We start from the raw sequence: 17609 nt of genomic DNA on the forward strand, positions 1-17609 counted from the left end.
GCGAATGATCACCAAAAACAGTGAGCTTTCGCAGTTTGCCCTGTGAGAATCTCATTAAAGTGCGTCCCGTCAAGTCGGAGCTACCGATATCGGCCAATCTTGCCAGCGAATCGTCCGCGTGTGCGAGCGAATCGTGCTCGAAATACCATCTCTTTTGCCCCCTCTAAGCACTGCATTCCCTGATCAAATGAACGCCGTTCCCCATTGGGTCACGCGTTCATGCCTCGCTTATTTCGCAACAAGAAGAAGGAAGCGCTTTCGCCGCTGCCTGGAAAATATTCCGAAGATGAGCCTCTGCAGGCCATCTTTGACACCAGCACGCGCCTACGCGTCGAGGCCAACCACTGGAAGACGTTTTGCTTCATCCTCGTTTTCGTAGCGGGCGGCGCGATCTTGACGCGCAACCCGGCGCCGTCGCTCGTCAAGGTCTTCGGCGTTAGCGCCGATACCAATGGCAACGCAGTTGTACGCGAGCTTGTGACCTACAAGCCAAGCGACCAGGAAATCCGTAAAGCACTGCATGACACCGTTGTGAGCTGGTTCACGATCGAGCCGGTTCTCTCGCGATCGCTTAACGATTCGCGGATGGCCAAGAACATCAATGCGGTCCGCAAGCAAATGACCGACAACGCGCGTAATCAGTTCGGCACCTGGATCAAAAACGACGCACCGTTCACGTCGATCACGCTCAATCCACGTCTGGTGCGCGAGCCGAAAGTCACGGATGTCTCATTGCTGGACGACTCGACGGCCGTCGTGCAGTTCACCACGTCGACCTCCGACAATCCGACGGCCACACCTGTCACGCAAAGCTACGCGTTGACGATTCGGTATCAGATCGTCCCGCCAACGTCCGTCGACGCGCTCACCGCCAATCCGTTCGGTGTTTTTTATCCTTACTTTACTTTGCAAAAGACGCAATGAGCCATCGGACCTATTACCGCGTTCGAGTCTGCGTCGCGCTCTTGATCGCCTCTATGTTGCACGGTGCTTACGCGCGCGAATCCAAACCCGCAGCGGCATCGGTCGACAGTACGAGTGCACTGGTGCAAGCGTTGACGGATCCCATGAATGCAACGAATCCATTTAATGGCGGTGCGGACGCGACAACTTTGCCCAACGATGCACGCATCGCTGTCTTTACCTACAGTCGGGATCAAATCTTCAAGCTAGTTACGGCTCCGCTGAAGTTGACCACGATCGAACTTGCGACGGGGGAGCAGCTTGCCAGTCCGCCGGCAATGGGCGACTCGGTTCGATGGGACATCGATACGGACGGCGCGAATCACATCTATATCAAGCCTTCTAAGCCGGGCCTGGTTAATACCGTTCACATCACGACGAACAAGCGAGAGTACGACTTTACCGTCGTGTCCTCTCCGATCGGTGGCTTCTACTACCAAGTCGTCCGTTTCAACTACCCGCAGTCCCTTATGGATAAAGTCCGTGAGCGAAATGCGGGATCTGATTCGCCCACGCGCGTGGGGTCGGGCAACCCGAATGCGGTCAACGCCTCGCCGGATCAGTTGAACTTCGATTACACCGTTGAAGGCAGCGCGAACTTCAAGCCCCTGACCGTCTTTGACGATGGACACGCTATTTGGCTGCGCATGCCCTCGAACGCTCCCTTTGCCGTCGCGCTCGTGAAAGAAGACGGTGATTGGGTAACGCCGAACAGCATCACCCACGGCGACTATCTGATCGTGCAACGCTTGGCGAGCGAGATGGTGCTGCGCTCCGGCAAAGAGGAAATCCATGTGTACCGCGGCAAGCACCGGGTACTTGGGCTCTTCTGAGCGAATACATCATGGCAGAGAACCCATTTAATTTGGACGATGAGGCCCTGAAAAAGGGCAAGCCGCCACGCAAGGTGCTCATCATTATCGGCGTCATGGTTGCCATCGTCGTTGCCGCCCTCGGCTTTTATTCGCAAACAAAGGACGCGAGCGAGGCTGCGCGTAAAAAAGAGGCTGCGCGTGACGCCAAGCTTGCCGAGACGACAGCAGCGAGTCCCACGGAGACCGATGTCGACTCTATCATCCGTCAACAGCAAGGCGATGCCTTAACGCAGGAGCGCAAGCAGCAGGCGCAGGCGAGAACGCCAGTCACTGCAATCAATGACGAACCTAAGCTGACGGCAGACGGCTTTGTGCGCGAGGAAGCGGCAAACCGCGGACAAGCGTCGTCTGGCGGAAAAGAGGATGACATCTACAGCGCGCCGATCTTTAAAAAAGGTCGAGAGGGTGAGGGCGGCGGCGGCGCCGCTGCGGCTGCTGGCGTCGCAGCGACTTTGACACCAGGCGCGATGGCGCTCGCGCAAAAGCAAGCAGGGCAGGACGCTGTCGAAAACGCTTCAACGCAGGCTGCAGCGATGGCAGCAAAGCTCGCGCAATCCGGTCAAAGCACGAGTGCGAACCATCCGAGCGGCAAATCCGATGACTCAAAATTCTTGGCCGACACCGCGACGCTATCGAAATCGGGCGCGGGATTCAAAACCTCGACCTTCGTCGGGCAAGAACGTGGTTGCACATTGGCGCCACCTCATCACATTGACGTCCTGACCATGGAGGGTGGCAATTCCGACCGCCCGGGGACGATCGCGCTGATGGTCAATGAAGACGTGTACGACAGCGTGCACGGCGATTGCCTGATGATTCCGCGCGGCACGACGATCACCGCTCCATACAGCAGCGATATCGCACCTGGCCAAGAAAGCTTATTAGTCGCCGCGACCGAGATGCGCCTGCCAAATGGCAAGGAAGTACCGCTAGACGGTGCACCGGGCGCGGACCCTAACGGGTACAACGGCTTTTCGGCGCATGTGAATAATCATTTCCTCCGGATATTTGGTGTCTCTTTCCTAACGGCCGTACTGGTCAACAAGTTTGACGGATCGTCTACGACATCCACCACCACCGGCGCATATGGTGTGCAGCAAGTTGGCAGCACGGCAGGCCAGGTAGCGGGCCAGACGGCTCAATCCGTCCTGCAGCGCTACCAGAACATGCAGCCCACGCTTACGGTGAAGCCAGGTCAGCATTTCATGCTGAAGGTGACGCACGACCTCGTGCTGGAGCCCTATCACTATGAATAGCGTGAGATGGGTATGGCTTATCCTCGGCGCGACCCTTTGGGCCGCGGCCACGCCAAGCCGGGCGCAGGCGCGTATTGCCGCCGTAATCAGCCCGACGGCCATCGTGATTGAGGGCGAGAGCAGCCGAGCTGTGCTGGCTTTGCCAGGCACACCGGTTTTTTATTGCGGGGCTCGCCCGTTCAACAACTGGGCACAGCAGCTTGTCGGGCAGGTCGTCCTCGCATCCAAGGGGGTCAGCGCCACGGTGAACGTCGATGGTAAGCCAGTCGAGATTTCGGAATTATTTGCGCAGGCCGGCTGGCTGCGCCCGCCCGTGCTGTCGGATGCTGCCCAAAGCGCCATGACTGAGGGGCGCGGTGGCTGGGCGTGTGCCACAACGGCCACCATATTCGATGCACTGCACTCGCGCGTTGATCCCAAGGTATTGGCCGGCATCGCGCTCAACGAGAGCGCTTGGCATGGGCGTCCCTGGCCTTGGACCTTAAACGTGGCAGGGCGTAGTGCTTTTTTTCGAAGCCGCGAGGAAGCATTCACAGCGATCGAGGCTCTGCGCCGCGTCGGTCGGTGCGATTTCGACGTTGGCATTATGCAAATCAATTGGTGCTATCAGGGACAACGATTTACGTCGGCGTGGGATGCACTTGATCCGCAGACAAATGTCCGCGTTGCCGAAGACATTCTCAACGAAAACTTCGCGCGTACGCACTCCATTGCAAAAGCAATTGCCTACTACCACTCCGCCAACCCCGGTCCTGGCCAAGCATATCTCGCTAGTTTTGTGACACACCTCGCCCAGATCGAGAACGGACGATAAATGCGTACCACACGCCTCCTGGCCTTGCTTGTCGTGCCACTCCTGCGGGCAGCGTATGCCGCTGACACCGATCCGCTTGACTTCGACTATACGCTCGCAGGCGATATGGCGTCGCGCCCGGCTCTCGTGTTCAACGATGGCCGCAGCACCTATCTACAACCGCGTGCGGGACAAACGATCAAGGCGTCCGGTGCCGAGGTCCAAGGTCCGTACTTGGTCCTGGCCGGCACGCCGATGGACCTTTCCTTCGATGTGAATGGGAAACCGGCGTCTGCACACTGGAATCGCTTGAATCAATTCGCCGGCCAAAGAGGCCCGTCCGGTGTGGCGAAGGATGACCAACCCGCAGGCTTTACGGGTTTCTCTGATCACCTGACGTTGATAGGCACGCATGGGCAGCTCGAAACCGTGCGTGCATTGACGCTCACGCTGCCGGTGGCAGCTATCGTGAAGACCCTTGTACCACAGGGATGGAGCGGTTCCGCTGAGCGTGGCGTCGATCTGAGCGCAATGCGAACGTTTACTTCTGCTGCGGGCGAGAACTGGGTTCATGCGCTCGATCGGCTTCTTGGTGCCGTGGACCTCTTTGCGAGTGTCGACTTCGACGCGATGCACGTGAGGATTTCAGCGCTGCCTCCGAAGTCCAATGCAGTGAATTATGCAGGTTCTACCGCGGTGCCACCTGCTGCCGCAAAAGTAAATACCGCTGGTGAGGCGGGGCTCGCGGTCCCTAACCATTACTCGCTGCTTGCATCGGTTTTTGGTGCTCAAGCGATCCGCGATGGTGACGATACCCACACGCAGATCCGGTTCGCTGCCAAGCCGGAGCCGATGCCGAAAGTGCTCGACCAAGATGGCCGATCGCTCCATCCGAAATGGGATGAGCTCACCAAGGTGCTAACGATTGATCGCAGCGCCGACTTCTTCGTATCCAATGAGCACGACAGTGTCGAAGTGGCGCGCGTGGACGGCATGGTCTATGACTTCGCCCCCAATAACGCGGCCCATCTGGAAGCGGTTTTCGACCAGGATAATGCGACTTATTTCAAATTTGGCCCGACCGTCGTTCAAGCAAGCGTGACAGATATTACGCACGCCGGTACCGGCGAGCAGAAGGGGCAGTACTACAAATTCGATGGCATTGCCTCCGATTACATCGCTACCGGCGATGGTCAGTCGGTGACGGTAAAGCGTCGGCATGACGTGCGCTATTTCGACCGCAAACCGGAGGCCACAAAGTGAGAGGACGGCTCATCGGATTTGCGATGTGTTTCATATCTGCCAATGCGGCTTGGGGTGACTGCCTCGATGACGCAGCGGCGTTTCAGCACGTCAGTCCCGCTCTGGTGCGGGCCATCGCGCAGCACGAATCGGGGATGCACGCGAGGGCGGTGAACGTGAACGCTGATGGGAGCGAGGACATCGGGCTTATGCAGATCAATTCGTCTTGGCTGCCGACGCTTGCGCGTTATGGCATCGGTCGCGCACAGCTTTTCAACGCTTGCGTGAACGCGTATGTCGGAACGTGGATTCTCGCTGCGAATATCCGGGAATTTGGACCATCGTGGCGTGCCGTCGGTGCGTACAACGCGCGATCGCCCCAAAAACAAATGATCTACGCAAAGGCTATTTATCGCCGTTTGACGGGTGCGGGCCAATAACTATGCAAATCAATAAATACATCGCTCAGCTTTTGCAGATTACAAGCCTGTCTGTCGCGCTTGCGCTCAGCGTGCATGCCAGCGCGCAGGAACTGAACCAGGGCAGCGTTGCACCGCCGGCGGGAAAAGGTTGGCAATCCTTGGATGCACCGGCAATGGCGCAGCCACCAATATCCGCCGCGCAGCCGTCCGCACTTGATTCCCAGATTGCGGCGGATCGCAAGATCGGCCCGCCTGTCATTTTGCCCAATGCGCCGCCTCGACCGGAGGATCAGCCCGCTGCGAAACCGTACGTTTCGCCATATGGAGCCGTAACTTCGTCGGTATCGGTGACGGATCAGTCGGCAAGCGGCGGTATTCCTACATTCGTGCTTCATCAGGGCGATCACATCCAGGCAAAGCTTGATGCCTGGCTCAAGCCGCAGGGTTGGCACCTGGATTGGAGCGCGACGGCGGGCACGCCCGGTCGTTTGCGCGATCTTGTTTCCGATGAAGACTACAACCTCCACCCGTCAAGCGTGGGCGATTTGCTTCAAACACTTCTGGCTGGATATGGCTTTGCGGCCGACGTCGACTCGTCCGCATTGATCCGCCGAATTGTCGTGCGTAACGATAACAACCAGACCGAATAAGCCATGCCCTTTTATTTGAAACGAATAGCCGTTGCGCTCGCGGCAGTTGGCATGTCGGCTTGCTCGAGTCTCGCCTATAACCAGGACAAAACCGACGCAGCCCTCAAGCCTGCGATCGAGCGGGCCAAGCAATTCCGTCCGGCCCGCGGCGTGGTGCACGATGTAACCGGACAAAAACACATCATTCTGGCTCACGAAACTCAAATCCCTGACCCGAGCAAGACGTTCTCCTTGCGCGTGAGCAATGCGCGTTTTTTCGATCTCGCCAGCACGATCGCGAAGTCGCGCGGATATGCCGTCTCGGCGATGAAGGAAGTCGACACGCAAGCGTCAGTCAATGTCGATTTCTCGGGTCTGACGTTTGATGAAGCGCTCAGGCAGATAGGTATGGTGGCCGGGTACGTGGCCGTTATCAATGACGATAGTCGCACGGTGACCTTCGCCAAGGTTGGCACTTACACTTTTCGAGTGCCGACAGTTCTGCTGCAGCGATTGTCCTCCGCTGGCACCGTCGGTGGCGATCCGTCTAATTCCGGGTCCGGCTCGTCCAGCTCCGGTTCGGGTGGGGGCTCGTCGGCGGGACAGTCATCGAGTAGCACTGGCTCGTCCGGCGGCTCGCAAGGCGCGAGCCTCACCGCGTCGTTTGTGATTACCTCGGAAACGTCGACACCCGGCGACACGATGACCACCTATTTGGAGCGTGTGGGCGGGGAAAACGTGCAAGTCGCGATCAACAAGGCGACGGGTTTCATCTTCGCCCGTGGCAATGCAATTGCCTTAAAGCGAATCCACGATTTTCTTAAAATCTTCGCGCGGGACGAAATGCGCCAAGTCCAGTTGCAGGCCAGCATCGTGGATGTGACGCTTGGCCAGGAGATGCAGTACGGAATCAAGTGGGACAAGATTCTGCGCGCGAACGGCTCCAGCATCGCCTTGGACACGACCAGTGCGGTCACCGGCACGGCAGCGCTTACAGGCACACTCACGACGAATTCGATCTCGGGTGTGCTCTCTGCGTTGGAGCAGGTCACGGATGTTCGCGTGGTCACGCAGCCGTCGATCGTGGCGGTGAACCACACACCAGCGACCTTGTTCGATGGTCGCAAGATCCCGTATCTGCCGCAGAAAACCACCACCGTATCCGGTAGCACGAGCAGCTTTTCGTCGAGCAGCGAGACCATCGTGTATGCGCTCGATGGCGTCAATATCTCCGCCACCGTCGATATTCTTAGTAACAACCTTGTTCAAATCCGTCTGATCCCCGTGACAAACACGGTCGGGACGTTCCAGACCTTCGACAGCGGCAATGTGACCGCACCTGTGCAGACGAATAAGCAGTCGGACATGACCGTGCAGGTGCCTAACGGTCAAACAGTCATCATGGGGGGTGACCGTTATTCGACGGCAAATGATGCAAATAACGGCATTCCCGGAATTACCGACATTCCCGTGCTTGGCAAGGTGTTGGGCGGCGTAAATAACTCCCATACGACGCGCGAGAACGTCATGATGTTGCAAGCGCAGATCCTGCCAGCTCCGGCGTACGAGCCATTGGTAGGCGAGGCGCTCTGATGAGTCTCTTCGACTTTAGGAATCGGCGCCGAGCCACCCTTTACGACATCACGGACGTTGAACCCGTGCGCGTTGAGCCGGGCCTTGGAAACGAGAGCGAGGCCCCGCGCCCGGTGGCTTCACAAAAAGCGCCCCGCAGATCGCTTTTCCGGCGCGCCATATTGGGCCGTCGTACCCTCCAAGAAAAAGCCTCATCCAAGCAGGGTGCGGGTTTAGGTGTGAAGCGCGCCCGCTCGCAGCTTGCGGCCCGACTTAAAGGTATGTCGTCGGCTGCCGGAGCGTCTGGGCAGGTCGCGGCAAAGCTCACCGAAACCGATGTGTTGGTCGTCACAGACCAGGGCGAACAGAAGGCTTGGTGGTCGCTCGACCTTGTGGCCGACACCGTTACGGAAGTGGCCTCTAGCGTGCCACCGGAGGATTATGAGGGCGAGCATGACCCGGCACCGCGCGCTGAGCCGGTGCTGTCGTTCTCGATTCACGACCTCACGGCACCCATCAAGCGCAACGAGATGAAGGGGCAGATCACGGCCCGCTTTGAGCGCGAGGAAGGCCTCAAGGTTGAGATCGTTGCTCGCAGCAAGGGCGACACCCTGGCCTTTGGCGCCGAGGGCGAGTGGATCAAGACCTATGCGCCGCAGCGCCTTTTTCCGGGAACCTATGCGCTCAGTGCGCTTCTCAAGGAGCGCGCACCGAAGCGCCTCCCGGCTATCGCCGGTTTTATGTTCCAGCAGTCAAGCGCACCCCTTCTCGTGCTGTACGAAGTCAAGGATAACGCGCAGATCGGGAACATGGCTTTTGTGCCGCGCGCCGGTGGCAAGCAAGAGATGGAATTGGCGCTACGCAGCTTCGCCGAGGAAAAGGGCATCTCCCTTTTTGAGGATTGGACGTCTCAGCAACTGGTTCTTTTCACGTCCGCGGACCTGCGGCAAGTGCTGCCCTCCATCAGAGCCTACCCGACTGAGCCGTACATCGGTAACGTCCCGGTGCGTCAACTTTGGTCTGGTGCGCTATTGGTCTCGGCGTGTGCGTTAGCTGGCGCGATAGCGAACGACGTATATCAAATCGCCGCGTTGCATAGCGAGCAGTCAACGCTCGCATTAAAGCGAGAGCAAGTTGAGCAGATTGACCATGAACTGAAATCCACGGTCACGGCGAATTTTGCTCGATTTGTCGAACTTGCCAACATAGATCCAACCCCGACCCTGCAAAAAGCCCAAGCCGTGTATGTCAGCGGCGCGAAGGTCGATGTCACGCTTAACCGGGCCGTCCCGCTTCAATTGGTCGTTACCGCGCCGTCCCAATCGAAGGCGGCGTTGAACTTCCGCGATGCGCCGCCTGGTTGTCAGCGCGCACCGCTATCCACGAACTCGAATGTAAATGTGATCCAGGCAACGTATGAATGTGCGCCTCATAGTTTTGACTTTGCTGGTTTGTTCGGCCCTGGCCATTCACTACGGAGTCCGGGTGAGTGAGGACCGCGTTGCTGCACAGACCGACATTGCGAATGCCGATGTGGCTCACACACATCTGTCGGTGCAGCTCGAACACCTGCGCCAAGCGTTAAGAAGTGTGAAGGGAGACGGTACGGCCGCCATGAGTGTCCAGGATGGTGTGGCGCAAACGATTAGCGCCGTCACGCGTAGCGCGGATGCCGCCTATGTATCCATTGCGAAGTGGGACTTGCTGGGCGCGAATGGCGCAATGCACGAGTTTCCAATTCAGGTGACGGCTAAGCGGACCGAAAGCGGCTTATGGGTTTCGACCTTAAGGGTTCAAGGCCGATATACGAGCTTGCCGCGCTTTGTCGCATTTGCCGCCGGCATCGGGCACGGGGGCATCGCGCTCGAAGAATTGCACATGCATGAGTACGACTACGACTTGTTGATTGACGTTTATGGAACCTGCAAGGGGTGTGTAGATGCCGCTAGATAGTGACTTTTTTACGGGCGGGCCGCTCACCCGTCAGGGCTTATTGGCTGAGTCGGCCAGTGCCGCTGAAACCGCTCGCGTCTTGGCGCAGGACAGCGCGCGCATCGGCGTGAGCGTCAATCTATTAGGGGTCACGGCACCGCTCACGGAAAAGGCTGAATTGTCGACGGGGTCCGTCGAGGACGCCGACGCGCAAAAGCTGGAACGATTGTTACGCAAGCACGGGGTCAAAGAGGCGCACATCCGCGCCTCCATCCTGCGCGCGCGCCTCACGGGCGAGGCGTTGACCACCATTATGCGTTCGAACGACTACGGATTTCTCTCGCCCGAGCGCATTGCACAGGTGAATGCGGAGATGTCGGGGTTCGCGTATTTCTCACCGGATGACGCTAACTGTATTGATGCGAATACGGTCAGCGCGAAAGTGCCGTCCTTCAAACTCGCGGGCTTCGTGCCTGTGCAGTTCCAGGCACCGAATAATCTGGTCGTGGCGCTCACCGAAGTGCGCGACTCGAATCGGGCAAGATCGGAATTCAACGCCTTCAACATCGAATGGCGGATTGCTTCGCCGCGCACCGTTCAAACCCTTTACCAACGCTATTTCGCACGTTCGGACGAAGCTTTCGACAAAGCCTACGAGGCGGTACGAACGATGCGCGAAGATGATGATAAGGCCGCGGTGCGCCTGGGAAATTTGGAAATGGCCCTGATTCGGCACGCTTGCTATTCCGGCGCGAGCGATATCGCTTTGCAGGCGATGGTCAAGGATACCGGCGGCATCGTCCGACTGAAGATCAATGGCGTGGGCGAACTATTCCGCTATCTCGAACGTGATATCTACCGGCGCCTCGTCAATCGGCTGGTGGTGAGCAATGGCAACACGGATGCACTCAAAAAAGGCCCTATCGAGGCGCAGATCGCATTTTCACCGGAACAGCAGCGCGAATACGCTGAGATATACCACCGATACGCGTTTCGGGTTCAGATGATCCGGCGCTCGGAGATGCAGTCCGATGAATATACGTCGATCGTCATCCGGATTTTGGATCAGAACGCCGAGGCAACCGATATCGATCGGCTGGGTTTCGATGACGAAGACTTGCGATTGCTACGAAAGGCGATGCGTAGCGCCTACGGCCTGATCCTGACCACCGGACCAACGGGTTCGGGCAAGACCACGACCACATACGCCATGCTGTCTGAGATCGATCCGGTCGAGAACTGGATTCAGTCGATCGAGCGACCAATCGAGTACACGAAAGGCCTGTGGATGCAGTATCAAGTGCCGATGGCCAAGTCCGAGGCGGAGGGTACGGCGGACCTGCTCAAGGGTTTGCTTCGTAATGCCCCAAACGTCATTTATGTGGCCGAGGTGCGCGATGGTCCAATTGGCATGCAATTGCTGCGCGCGTCTAACACCGGGCACTTGGCATTCTCTTCCCTCCACAACAACGATGCGGCGAGCGCCTTGTCTCGCTTGCGCGACTTGGGCTTGGATATGAGCGATGTCGGCGGCGTGCTGCTCGTGATCGTTGCACAACGACTCGTTCGAACGTTATGTGTGACCTGCCGCGTGCCCGACGATCGAGCGGAAGTACTTACCGAAGTCGAACGCGCTGGCAGCTATCTGGGCGCCGTGCTTGGCGCTCAACCCGCATCGCTTTATCGCGCAAGCGCCGAGGGGTGCGCGGCGTGCAAATTCACGGGCTACCGCTCGCGAGCCATGGTCTACGAAATGCTGCATATGACGCCGCGTGTACGACGTCTGATTGCCCAGGGCACGGCGCCGTACTTGATCGCACAGGAGTTCATCCCCGCCGATCGCACACTGCGCTCGCGCGCCGTGCGTCTGATGGCGCGCGGGATTACCTCCTATGAGGAAGTCGAGCGACTGGAGGAGCGGGAGGAATAATGCGCAATCTCATGTATTCCTTCGTCGCGCGCACTCGGCATAAGGACACGATCACCGGTCTCATTTCGGCGCGTTCGGCGAACTTCGCGCATCACCGTATCAAGAAGACCGGGATGTCTCATATCCGGATCAAACTCAATGTACTGGAGTCGGTCTCGGAGCTGCTTGGCGCCAAGCCAGATCAGCGGCAATTGAGCACGTTTTATCGCATTGTTGGCCAGCGCTTGCAAAACGGTGAGGGTCGTATTCAAGCGGCGCTTGAGCAGGCGCAGACGTTCTTGCTCGACGGCCGACTGAAAAGCATGGTCGCCATGTTTCATGCTGGTTTGGACGATGGGCAAGAGGTCGCCACCGCCATGACCCAGGCAGGCTTCGATCAGCGCGAAGCAATGGTCGTAAAAGCACTCTCCGATGGCGCGGAGCGCGGGCAAGCCTTTCTCAGCTTGAGCGAGGAGGTGGAATCCCGGGAGGATTTGCGCCGACGCTTTACCGTCATGCTCCGCACCCCCAAATTCATGCTTGGCTTCGCGTACGTGATGCTGCCCGGTTACATCTTCTTGCTCGCACCGAAGATCGAAAAGTTCTTCGGGCAACTCGGCGGCGCGATCACGATGCCCGGTTCCGTCACCTCCTTCTATCAGTTCATCGACGTGCTACGTGGCTCGCCAATCGCGTTTGGCCTTGGTTTTTTGCTCCTGCCGATCGGGCTGAAGGTGCTGCTCGGTTCTTCCTGGTTCAAGAGTCAGCTCGAACGCATCCCCATCGTGCGCAACGTCTCGGAAAAGCGCGATCACATCACGCTTTGGCACGCGTTCGCGCTGATGTACCGCGGGCGCATACCGCAAGGTGATGCCTTACGTACTCTGGGGCGCAGTGCCGCGCGTGCTGAGACGCGACGCGCCATCGCCATTGCAGCAAAACGGTTGTCGGCGGGGGCGGATGAAGTAAGTGCGATATCGAATGCCGGTTTTCCTACTTGGGTGGTAGCTGGTTTTCGTGGCGCCAAGCTTTCGGGCGATCTGGCGGACGGGCTTTTGCGGTTTACCGTTGCTCTCAAACAAGACCTGACATTCGCGATGGACAACTTGGCGCATGTTGTCGACAAGGTCGCTTTGGTCTTTATGGCCTTGATCGTCCTCGTATTTTTCTTCATCACGGTGTACCCGATGACGGCCCCAGTCTTGGCAAGCCTTTAAAAAGTCAGCGAAAACGGAAAATGGATACCTTAAAAACTAAGTCTCTTCGTGGTCAAGCGCGCCTCAATCGGCCGCTCCAACGGCGCGTCCGAGCCGCGCGCTCATCGTCGAAGCGCGCTCAAGGAGGCTTTTCGCTGATCGAGATTTTGGCGGGCCTAGCGATCATGGCGATCATCGGCGGCACGTTGATGTACAACTTCAATACCGACTCGTCCAAGGCCACCGCGTTGTGGCAGTCGATGGAAACCGCATCTTCGGGTTTGCAAAAGATGAAGATGGACGTCGGATGCTACCCGATCTCCCCTAAGGCCCTTTGGTCCAAGACCACCGCGACCGCGTCGAATATGTATTGTGGCCAAGACGGCGAGTCGCAATGGGATGGTCCGTATATGAAGCCGGTCAATTACGACTCGACTACCAGCGCCTTCATCATGTCGAACGTGGCTCCTTCCGCGGAAATCAGTTTCAGCCGTGAGACTGGCGGCAGTAACGGCTACTACTATTTCTTGCACGCGACGAATCTGCCTGCCGGCATCGTTAATACGGCCTTACAGAAGTGCAACGGTTCGACCACCGCCAACGCGTCGTTCGACACGGGTCGCTGCCGTGGCACCATCAGCACCGGATCTACTGCGTCCAGTACGTTCGATGTCCTGGTCGAGGATTCGGGAAGCTGATCATGGCGACCGCCTCGCAGCGGACAAAGGCCGCGCGCCACCAAAAAGGTTTTATTGGGTTGGCTTCCTTGCTCCTGATGCTCCTCCTTCTGGCGGTTTGCATGGCGACGGCTGCGGCCTTGGTCCACAAGAGCACGTGGAATAGCACGCGCGCCAGGCTCGACTACCTGAATGCGACAGAAATGAGAATCGCTAATTGGTACGTCGCTCAAGCCGGGAGTATCGATGCCATATCCGATGCGGTCCAGGTCTCGAACATAAAAAGCGTCATGGGCGCGTCGGCGTATGGCGTTCAGGTTGCCTCAACTCAGCGGCTCGGGCTGCCGTGCGACGAGCCAAATAGCCCATCGTGCATCGGCTACCACGACATTTACGTGTGGCTGCCGCCGGCGTCGAGCGCTGACGGTACGACCTTGGACGCTGTCGCCGGGACGTTCAATCCGGATGCAAAAGCGCAATGGATAAAGGTGTCGGGCAAGTCGATTGAGGCACAACTGATGCAGCAGACGACAACTACGATGGCGACCGTTCAGGGCCAGTTGCGGTCTTTTTTTGCGGCTCGGGCGATCGCGGACGCCGATGTGGCTTCCGAGACCAATTACTTTCGCGATGCGAGTTGTGCGACGACATATTCAGGAAGCCTGCCGTGCGTCGACACATTCACCAATCTGACCAGCACGGCGATATTGATCGACCTCGGCCTCGATACGTCCAATGCCGCCAATGCCTGGGGACTTCCGCTCCAAGTGAGTAACCAGGTCGACTCTTCTATGACCGCATCGCCGTTCTCAATGGCCTTGCGCAGTACTACGCCATGGGGGAGTAGCGTCGAAATGGCGGTTGTGCAACCAAATTGATATCAACTTTAGGAACGCAATGGCTTCTGCCCTCAACGATATTCTGGCCGCTCTGATTGCGGATGCCGCGGTGTCTGATATTCACCTCGCGGAGGATCGCGTCGTGTGGTCGCGCGGCAGTGAAGGATTGGTCCCTATCGATGTACAGGTGCCAAGCGAGGCACTTCGGTCATGGTTTGCGCATTTACGCGCGCCAGGCCGAGATGTGCATGAATATCTTTTGGCCAACGATGGATCGGATGATTTTGCCGTGGTTATCGCGGGCGTTCGGTGTCGTGCCAATGTCTTTCTTTCGCAGGGCAAGCTCAAGCTGGTTCTTAGACGCTTGGCCGGCGTCTTGCCATTCGCATCGCTGGGGCTGCCAGAGATACTGCTCAAGCTGACGGACCGTCCCCGTGGGATTTTCTTTGTCACTGGTCCGACCAATTCTGGAAAAACCACGACCCTTGGTTCGATCGTCGATCATCTCAACGAAAGCAGGGCACTTCACATCATCACGCTGGAGCACCCGGTCGAAGTCGAGCATGCCAATAAAAAGTCTCTGATTACGCAGCGCAGCGTGGGACCAAGCGTCTCTGACGACGTACCGACGTTCTCTTGCGGGTTGCGTGCCGCACTTCGCGAGAATCCGAACGCGATCATGGTTGGCGAAATCCGTGACGCGCAAACGATGCACACCGCTTTACAGGCGGCCGCCACCGGGCACATGGTCTTTACAACGCTCCACACCAATGGTGGAGCCGCAACGATCGAGCGCATCGCCGGGTTTTTCGATGGAGTCGATCGTGTCAACGCACTGGCCGAGCTTTCCTCGAACTTTGCCGGCGTGCTCTCTCAGGAGTTGCTGACTGACGTGTCGGGCAAAAAAGTCATTGCCTACGAAATCCTGGTACCGACGGCGCCTGTTTGTATGGCGATTCGCAAAGGAGATGTGAACGTTATCCATCAAGAGATGGATACAGGTTCAAGTTATGGACATGTGAAGCTTAATACGACCCTTCTCCAATTGGTGCGCACCGGCCGATTGAGCCGTGAAGAGGCGCTGTATCGGTCCAATGATCCGAGTCGGTTCGGAAAATGAGAAGAGCATTCATTCAGTCCCGGCGTACGCAACGCCGCCGACCACTTCGGGCGGACCGCCGCCAAAAAGGTTTCACGCTGCTGGAGACCCTTATCGCGCTCGCGATAACTGCAATCATGATGACGGCGGTGTTCGGCATGCTTGACGGTGTGATGCGTTGGTACGGCAAGGCCGTGACGGCCCACCGTCTGCAGCAATTACAGGACGATATTGGGCGTGCGTATGCTGAAAACATGTTGTCAATCGAATCGAACACAACGGCGACCGACGCGAGCGGCCTGGTGTTCCCGAATGGAACAGTCGGGACCGTCAACGGCACGTCCTGCAATGCAGGCGCGGCAGCACCTTTTGCGGCAGTGAGTGCGTATTTGGAGAGTTCTCCCGGCCAAGCCCGCCTCGATGGCTTTCAGCGTCCATTTTGCGTCTACTTCACCCCGCAGATGAGCTTTGCCGTGGGTGGCACGACGCTCTATTACCACTCAATTGCGATCGTCTCGATGGGTGCGTCCGGTGCATTGAATACAAGCTGGGATTCGGCCGGTACCTTGACGTTGGGTGGCGACAATCTCGGCGTCGTGATAGATGGCCGTGGCATAGCACTAAGGCAATTCCAATCGGTCCAGTCGCAGATGCAAAAGATTGTTCAAGCGACGCAAAGCTATTTCCAGGGCCGCTTTCAGGCGAGCGGGGGCAGCACGAGTGTGGACTATTTTGGGACTAACTCGGGCGACACCAGTTGGGACAGCGCCGGGACGATGCCGATCACGTCTGGCAGCTCCATGGTTGCGGACAGTACCTTCGAGCAAGCCTTGGGGCTGTCGGTGCTGGATCTGACCGACCCGTTCTCACAACCCTATTACTTCGACAACAGTTCCTCGGCGGTGCGCAGTCCTTCGAACACCAGTGCGTCAATGAACGGCGCGCCGCCCTGGACAGCACGTATTTCCACCTCTCTGCCAGGCGGCATTACCTATTATCAAACCGCTATCGGGTCCTACTGATGAACAACAAACACAAGATAAATCTAGGGTTGAAATTGGGCGCGGCCAGCGTGATGGCTGTGAGCGTGGCTTGGCTCAGTACGGATGCTCTGGCGGTGACCTCCGATGCTTCCGCCGCGAAATCGCAGGTCCAAATGGCCGCGGAGCTTGACGGGACTGCGATGTTGGATGCTGGTTCCGGCGACCTATCAACAGGCGCACAAGCGAGCGGCAATGTAGCACCGGCGATTGCTTCGGCTGCGGTGGCAAGCAAGCCCGCATCGGTACCGGTAGTTGAGCGACATACCGCAAGTGTCTGGGACAACCAGACCAACGGGCCGAAGCATCGGGGGCGTGCTGAGGAGGCGAAAAAGCACGCTGATGAAAGAAAATCCCTTGTCAAAGATAGTCCAAAGCAAATGGCAACGGCGCTGGTCGCCGCCGCGGCTGCGGCGAGCGCGGCGACGGCGCCGAGCGCGCTCAAGGTTACTGCACCTGCCTCAGCGGGTACGATGCCGACACCGGTTAGCACGGTCACGACCCTTAGCCATGCAGAAGCGATCGTCAATCCGATGACGGGGCAGGCACTGAGTACCGAAGAATTGCGTAGCAGCCTGCAGGATGAAACGCTTCGCGCCGAAATCATGGCGCAGCGGCTCAAAGGAGCGCAGGCGGAATCGCAAATGCAGCAGTTGAAGTTCGTAGGCGTTGTGCCATCGGGCGGCCCGCTACCGCCCAAGGAGATGACGCTGGCCGATGTGCCGAAGCCGGCGAAGGTAGCAGCGGCACCTAAAAAAGCGCCGAGGAAGGAATCCGAAGCCGCTCTACCGCCCGCGCAAATCGTTAAGGTCGCGTCGCCGGTCACTGGGGTCATGACCCAAGGCGGGGTCCGTTACGCGGTGTTGCAGATCAATGGGGAGGGGGTAATGGCTCGCGCGGGTGAGACGGTGCATGGTCGACACGTCGATCGTGTGGACGGCGATAGCGTTGTGCTTGATGGACATGTATATGCAGTTGCTACCCCGATTTCCGAGATCGCGAGTGTTGATACGCAGGCGCGCGCTGATGGGGCAGGGCTGATGAGCAATCGCCTTATGCCTGTTACAGGCGGCGTGACTTCGACCAACACGCCCAATCCTTTCGCGAACAACGCCAACGGCGGCTTGCCACCGCTGACTAGCGTTTTGAGCCGGGCGCGGTGACG

General features: G+C 58.1%; 17 protein-coding genes. All 17 read left to right on the forward strand.

Going from position 1 to position 17609, the window contains the following annotated elements; all coding sequences use genetic code 11:
• Positions 1-219: 219 nt before the first annotated feature.
• The 17 genes from SJQ66_RS10885 (at position 220) to SJQ66_RS10965 (ending at position 17607) form a co-directional block, all read left to right on the forward strand.
• Entirely contained in the window at positions 220-924 is a 705-nt protein-coding gene (locus tag SJQ66_RS10885; RefSeq protein ID WP_320534228.1) for a VirB8 family type IV secretion system protein, read from the forward strand.
• Positions 921-1796 carry a TrbG/VirB9 family P-type conjugative transfer protein gene (locus tag SJQ66_RS10890; protein ID WP_320534229.1) on the forward strand — a complete coding sequence of 292 codons (876 nt, stop codon included), beginning with the start codon at positions 921-923 and terminating at the stop codon, positions 1794-1796. Before SJQ66_RS10885 ends, SJQ66_RS10890 begins: the two co-directional genes overlap by 4 nt.
• An 11-nt stretch (positions 1797-1807) precedes the next feature.
• Positions 1808-3094, forward strand: coding sequence for a TrbI/VirB10 family protein (locus tag SJQ66_RS10895; RefSeq protein WP_320534230.1), 1287 nt, complete (start codon positions 1808-1810; stop codon positions 3092-3094).
• Complete coding sequence (locus SJQ66_RS10900; protein ID WP_320534231.1) at positions 3087-3908, forward strand: transglycosylase SLT domain-containing protein; 822 nt, start codon at positions 3087-3089, stop codon at positions 3906-3908. The genes SJQ66_RS10895 and SJQ66_RS10900 overlap by 8 nt, the downstream gene beginning before the upstream one ends.
• On the forward strand, positions 3909-5150 hold the full coding sequence (locus tag SJQ66_RS10905; RefSeq protein WP_320534232.1) for a TrbG/VirB9 family P-type conjugative transfer protein: 1242 nt from the start codon (positions 3909-3911) through the stop codon (positions 5148-5150).
• Positions 5151-5173: 23 nt separating this feature from the next.
• A complete protein-coding gene (locus tag SJQ66_RS10910; RefSeq protein WP_253466191.1) occupies positions 5174-5569 on the forward strand; it encodes a lytic transglycosylase domain-containing protein in 396 nt (131 codons plus the stop codon).
• 2 nt (positions 5570-5571) lie between these two features.
• Positions 5572-6201 carry a hypothetical protein gene (locus SJQ66_RS10915; protein ID WP_320534233.1) on the forward strand — a complete coding sequence of 210 codons (630 nt, stop codon included), beginning with the start codon at positions 5572-5574 and terminating at the stop codon, positions 6199-6201.
• A gap of 3 nt (positions 6202-6204) precedes the next feature.
• Positions 6205-7773 (forward strand): type II secretion system protein GspD, encoded by a 1569-nt coding sequence (locus SJQ66_RS10920; RefSeq protein ID WP_320534234.1) that lies wholly within the window; start codon positions 6205-6207, stop codon positions 7771-7773.
• Positions 7774-8033: 260 nt separating this feature from the next.
• Positions 8034-9245, forward strand: coding sequence for a hypothetical protein (locus SJQ66_RS10925; protein ID WP_320534235.1), 1212 nt, complete (start codon positions 8034-8036; stop codon positions 9243-9245).
• On the forward strand, positions 9238-9705 hold the full coding sequence (locus SJQ66_RS10930; protein ID WP_320534236.1) for a hypothetical protein: 468 nt from the start codon (positions 9238-9240) through the stop codon (positions 9703-9705). Before SJQ66_RS10925 ends, SJQ66_RS10930 begins: the two co-directional genes overlap by 8 nt.
• Complete coding sequence (locus SJQ66_RS10935; RefSeq protein ID WP_320534237.1) at positions 9692-11614, forward strand: GspE/PulE family protein; 1923 nt, start codon at positions 9692-9694, stop codon at positions 11612-11614. The genes SJQ66_RS10930 and SJQ66_RS10935 overlap by 14 nt, the downstream gene beginning before the upstream one ends.
• Entirely contained in the window at positions 11614-12810 is a 1197-nt protein-coding gene (locus tag SJQ66_RS10940) for a type II secretion system F family protein (RefSeq protein ID WP_320534238.1), read from the forward strand. Before SJQ66_RS10935 ends, SJQ66_RS10940 begins: the two co-directional genes overlap by 1 nt.
• A 20-nt stretch (positions 12811-12830) precedes the next feature.
• On the forward strand, positions 12831-13487 hold the full coding sequence (locus tag SJQ66_RS10945; RefSeq protein WP_320534239.1) for a type II secretion system protein: 657 nt from the start codon (positions 12831-12833) through the stop codon (positions 13485-13487).
• A 2-nt stretch (positions 13488-13489) separates the two neighbouring features.
• Positions 13490-14344, forward strand: coding sequence for a hypothetical protein (locus SJQ66_RS10950; RefSeq protein WP_320534240.1), 855 nt, complete (start codon positions 13490-13492; stop codon positions 14342-14344).
• A 220-nt stretch (positions 14345-14564) separates the two neighbouring features.
• On the forward strand, positions 14565-15425 hold the full coding sequence (locus SJQ66_RS10955) for a type IV pilus twitching motility protein PilT (RefSeq protein WP_456153916.1): 861 nt from the start codon (positions 14565-14567) through the stop codon (positions 15423-15425).
• A complete protein-coding gene (locus SJQ66_RS10960; protein WP_320534242.1) occupies positions 15422-16426 on the forward strand; it encodes a PulJ/GspJ family protein in 1005 nt (334 codons plus the stop codon). The genes SJQ66_RS10955 and SJQ66_RS10960 overlap by 4 nt, the downstream gene beginning before the upstream one ends.
• Entirely contained in the window at positions 16426-17607 is a 1182-nt protein-coding gene (locus SJQ66_RS10965; protein ID WP_320534243.1) for a hypothetical protein, read from the forward strand. Before SJQ66_RS10960 ends, SJQ66_RS10965 begins: the two co-directional genes overlap by 1 nt.
• The last annotated feature ends 2 nt before the right edge of the window (positions 17608-17609 follow it).

The sequence above is a fragment of the Robbsia andropogonis genome (assembly GCF_034047095.1).
GTDB classification, from domain to species: Bacteria; Pseudomonadota; Gammaproteobacteria; order Burkholderiales; family Burkholderiaceae; genus Robbsia; species Robbsia andropogonis.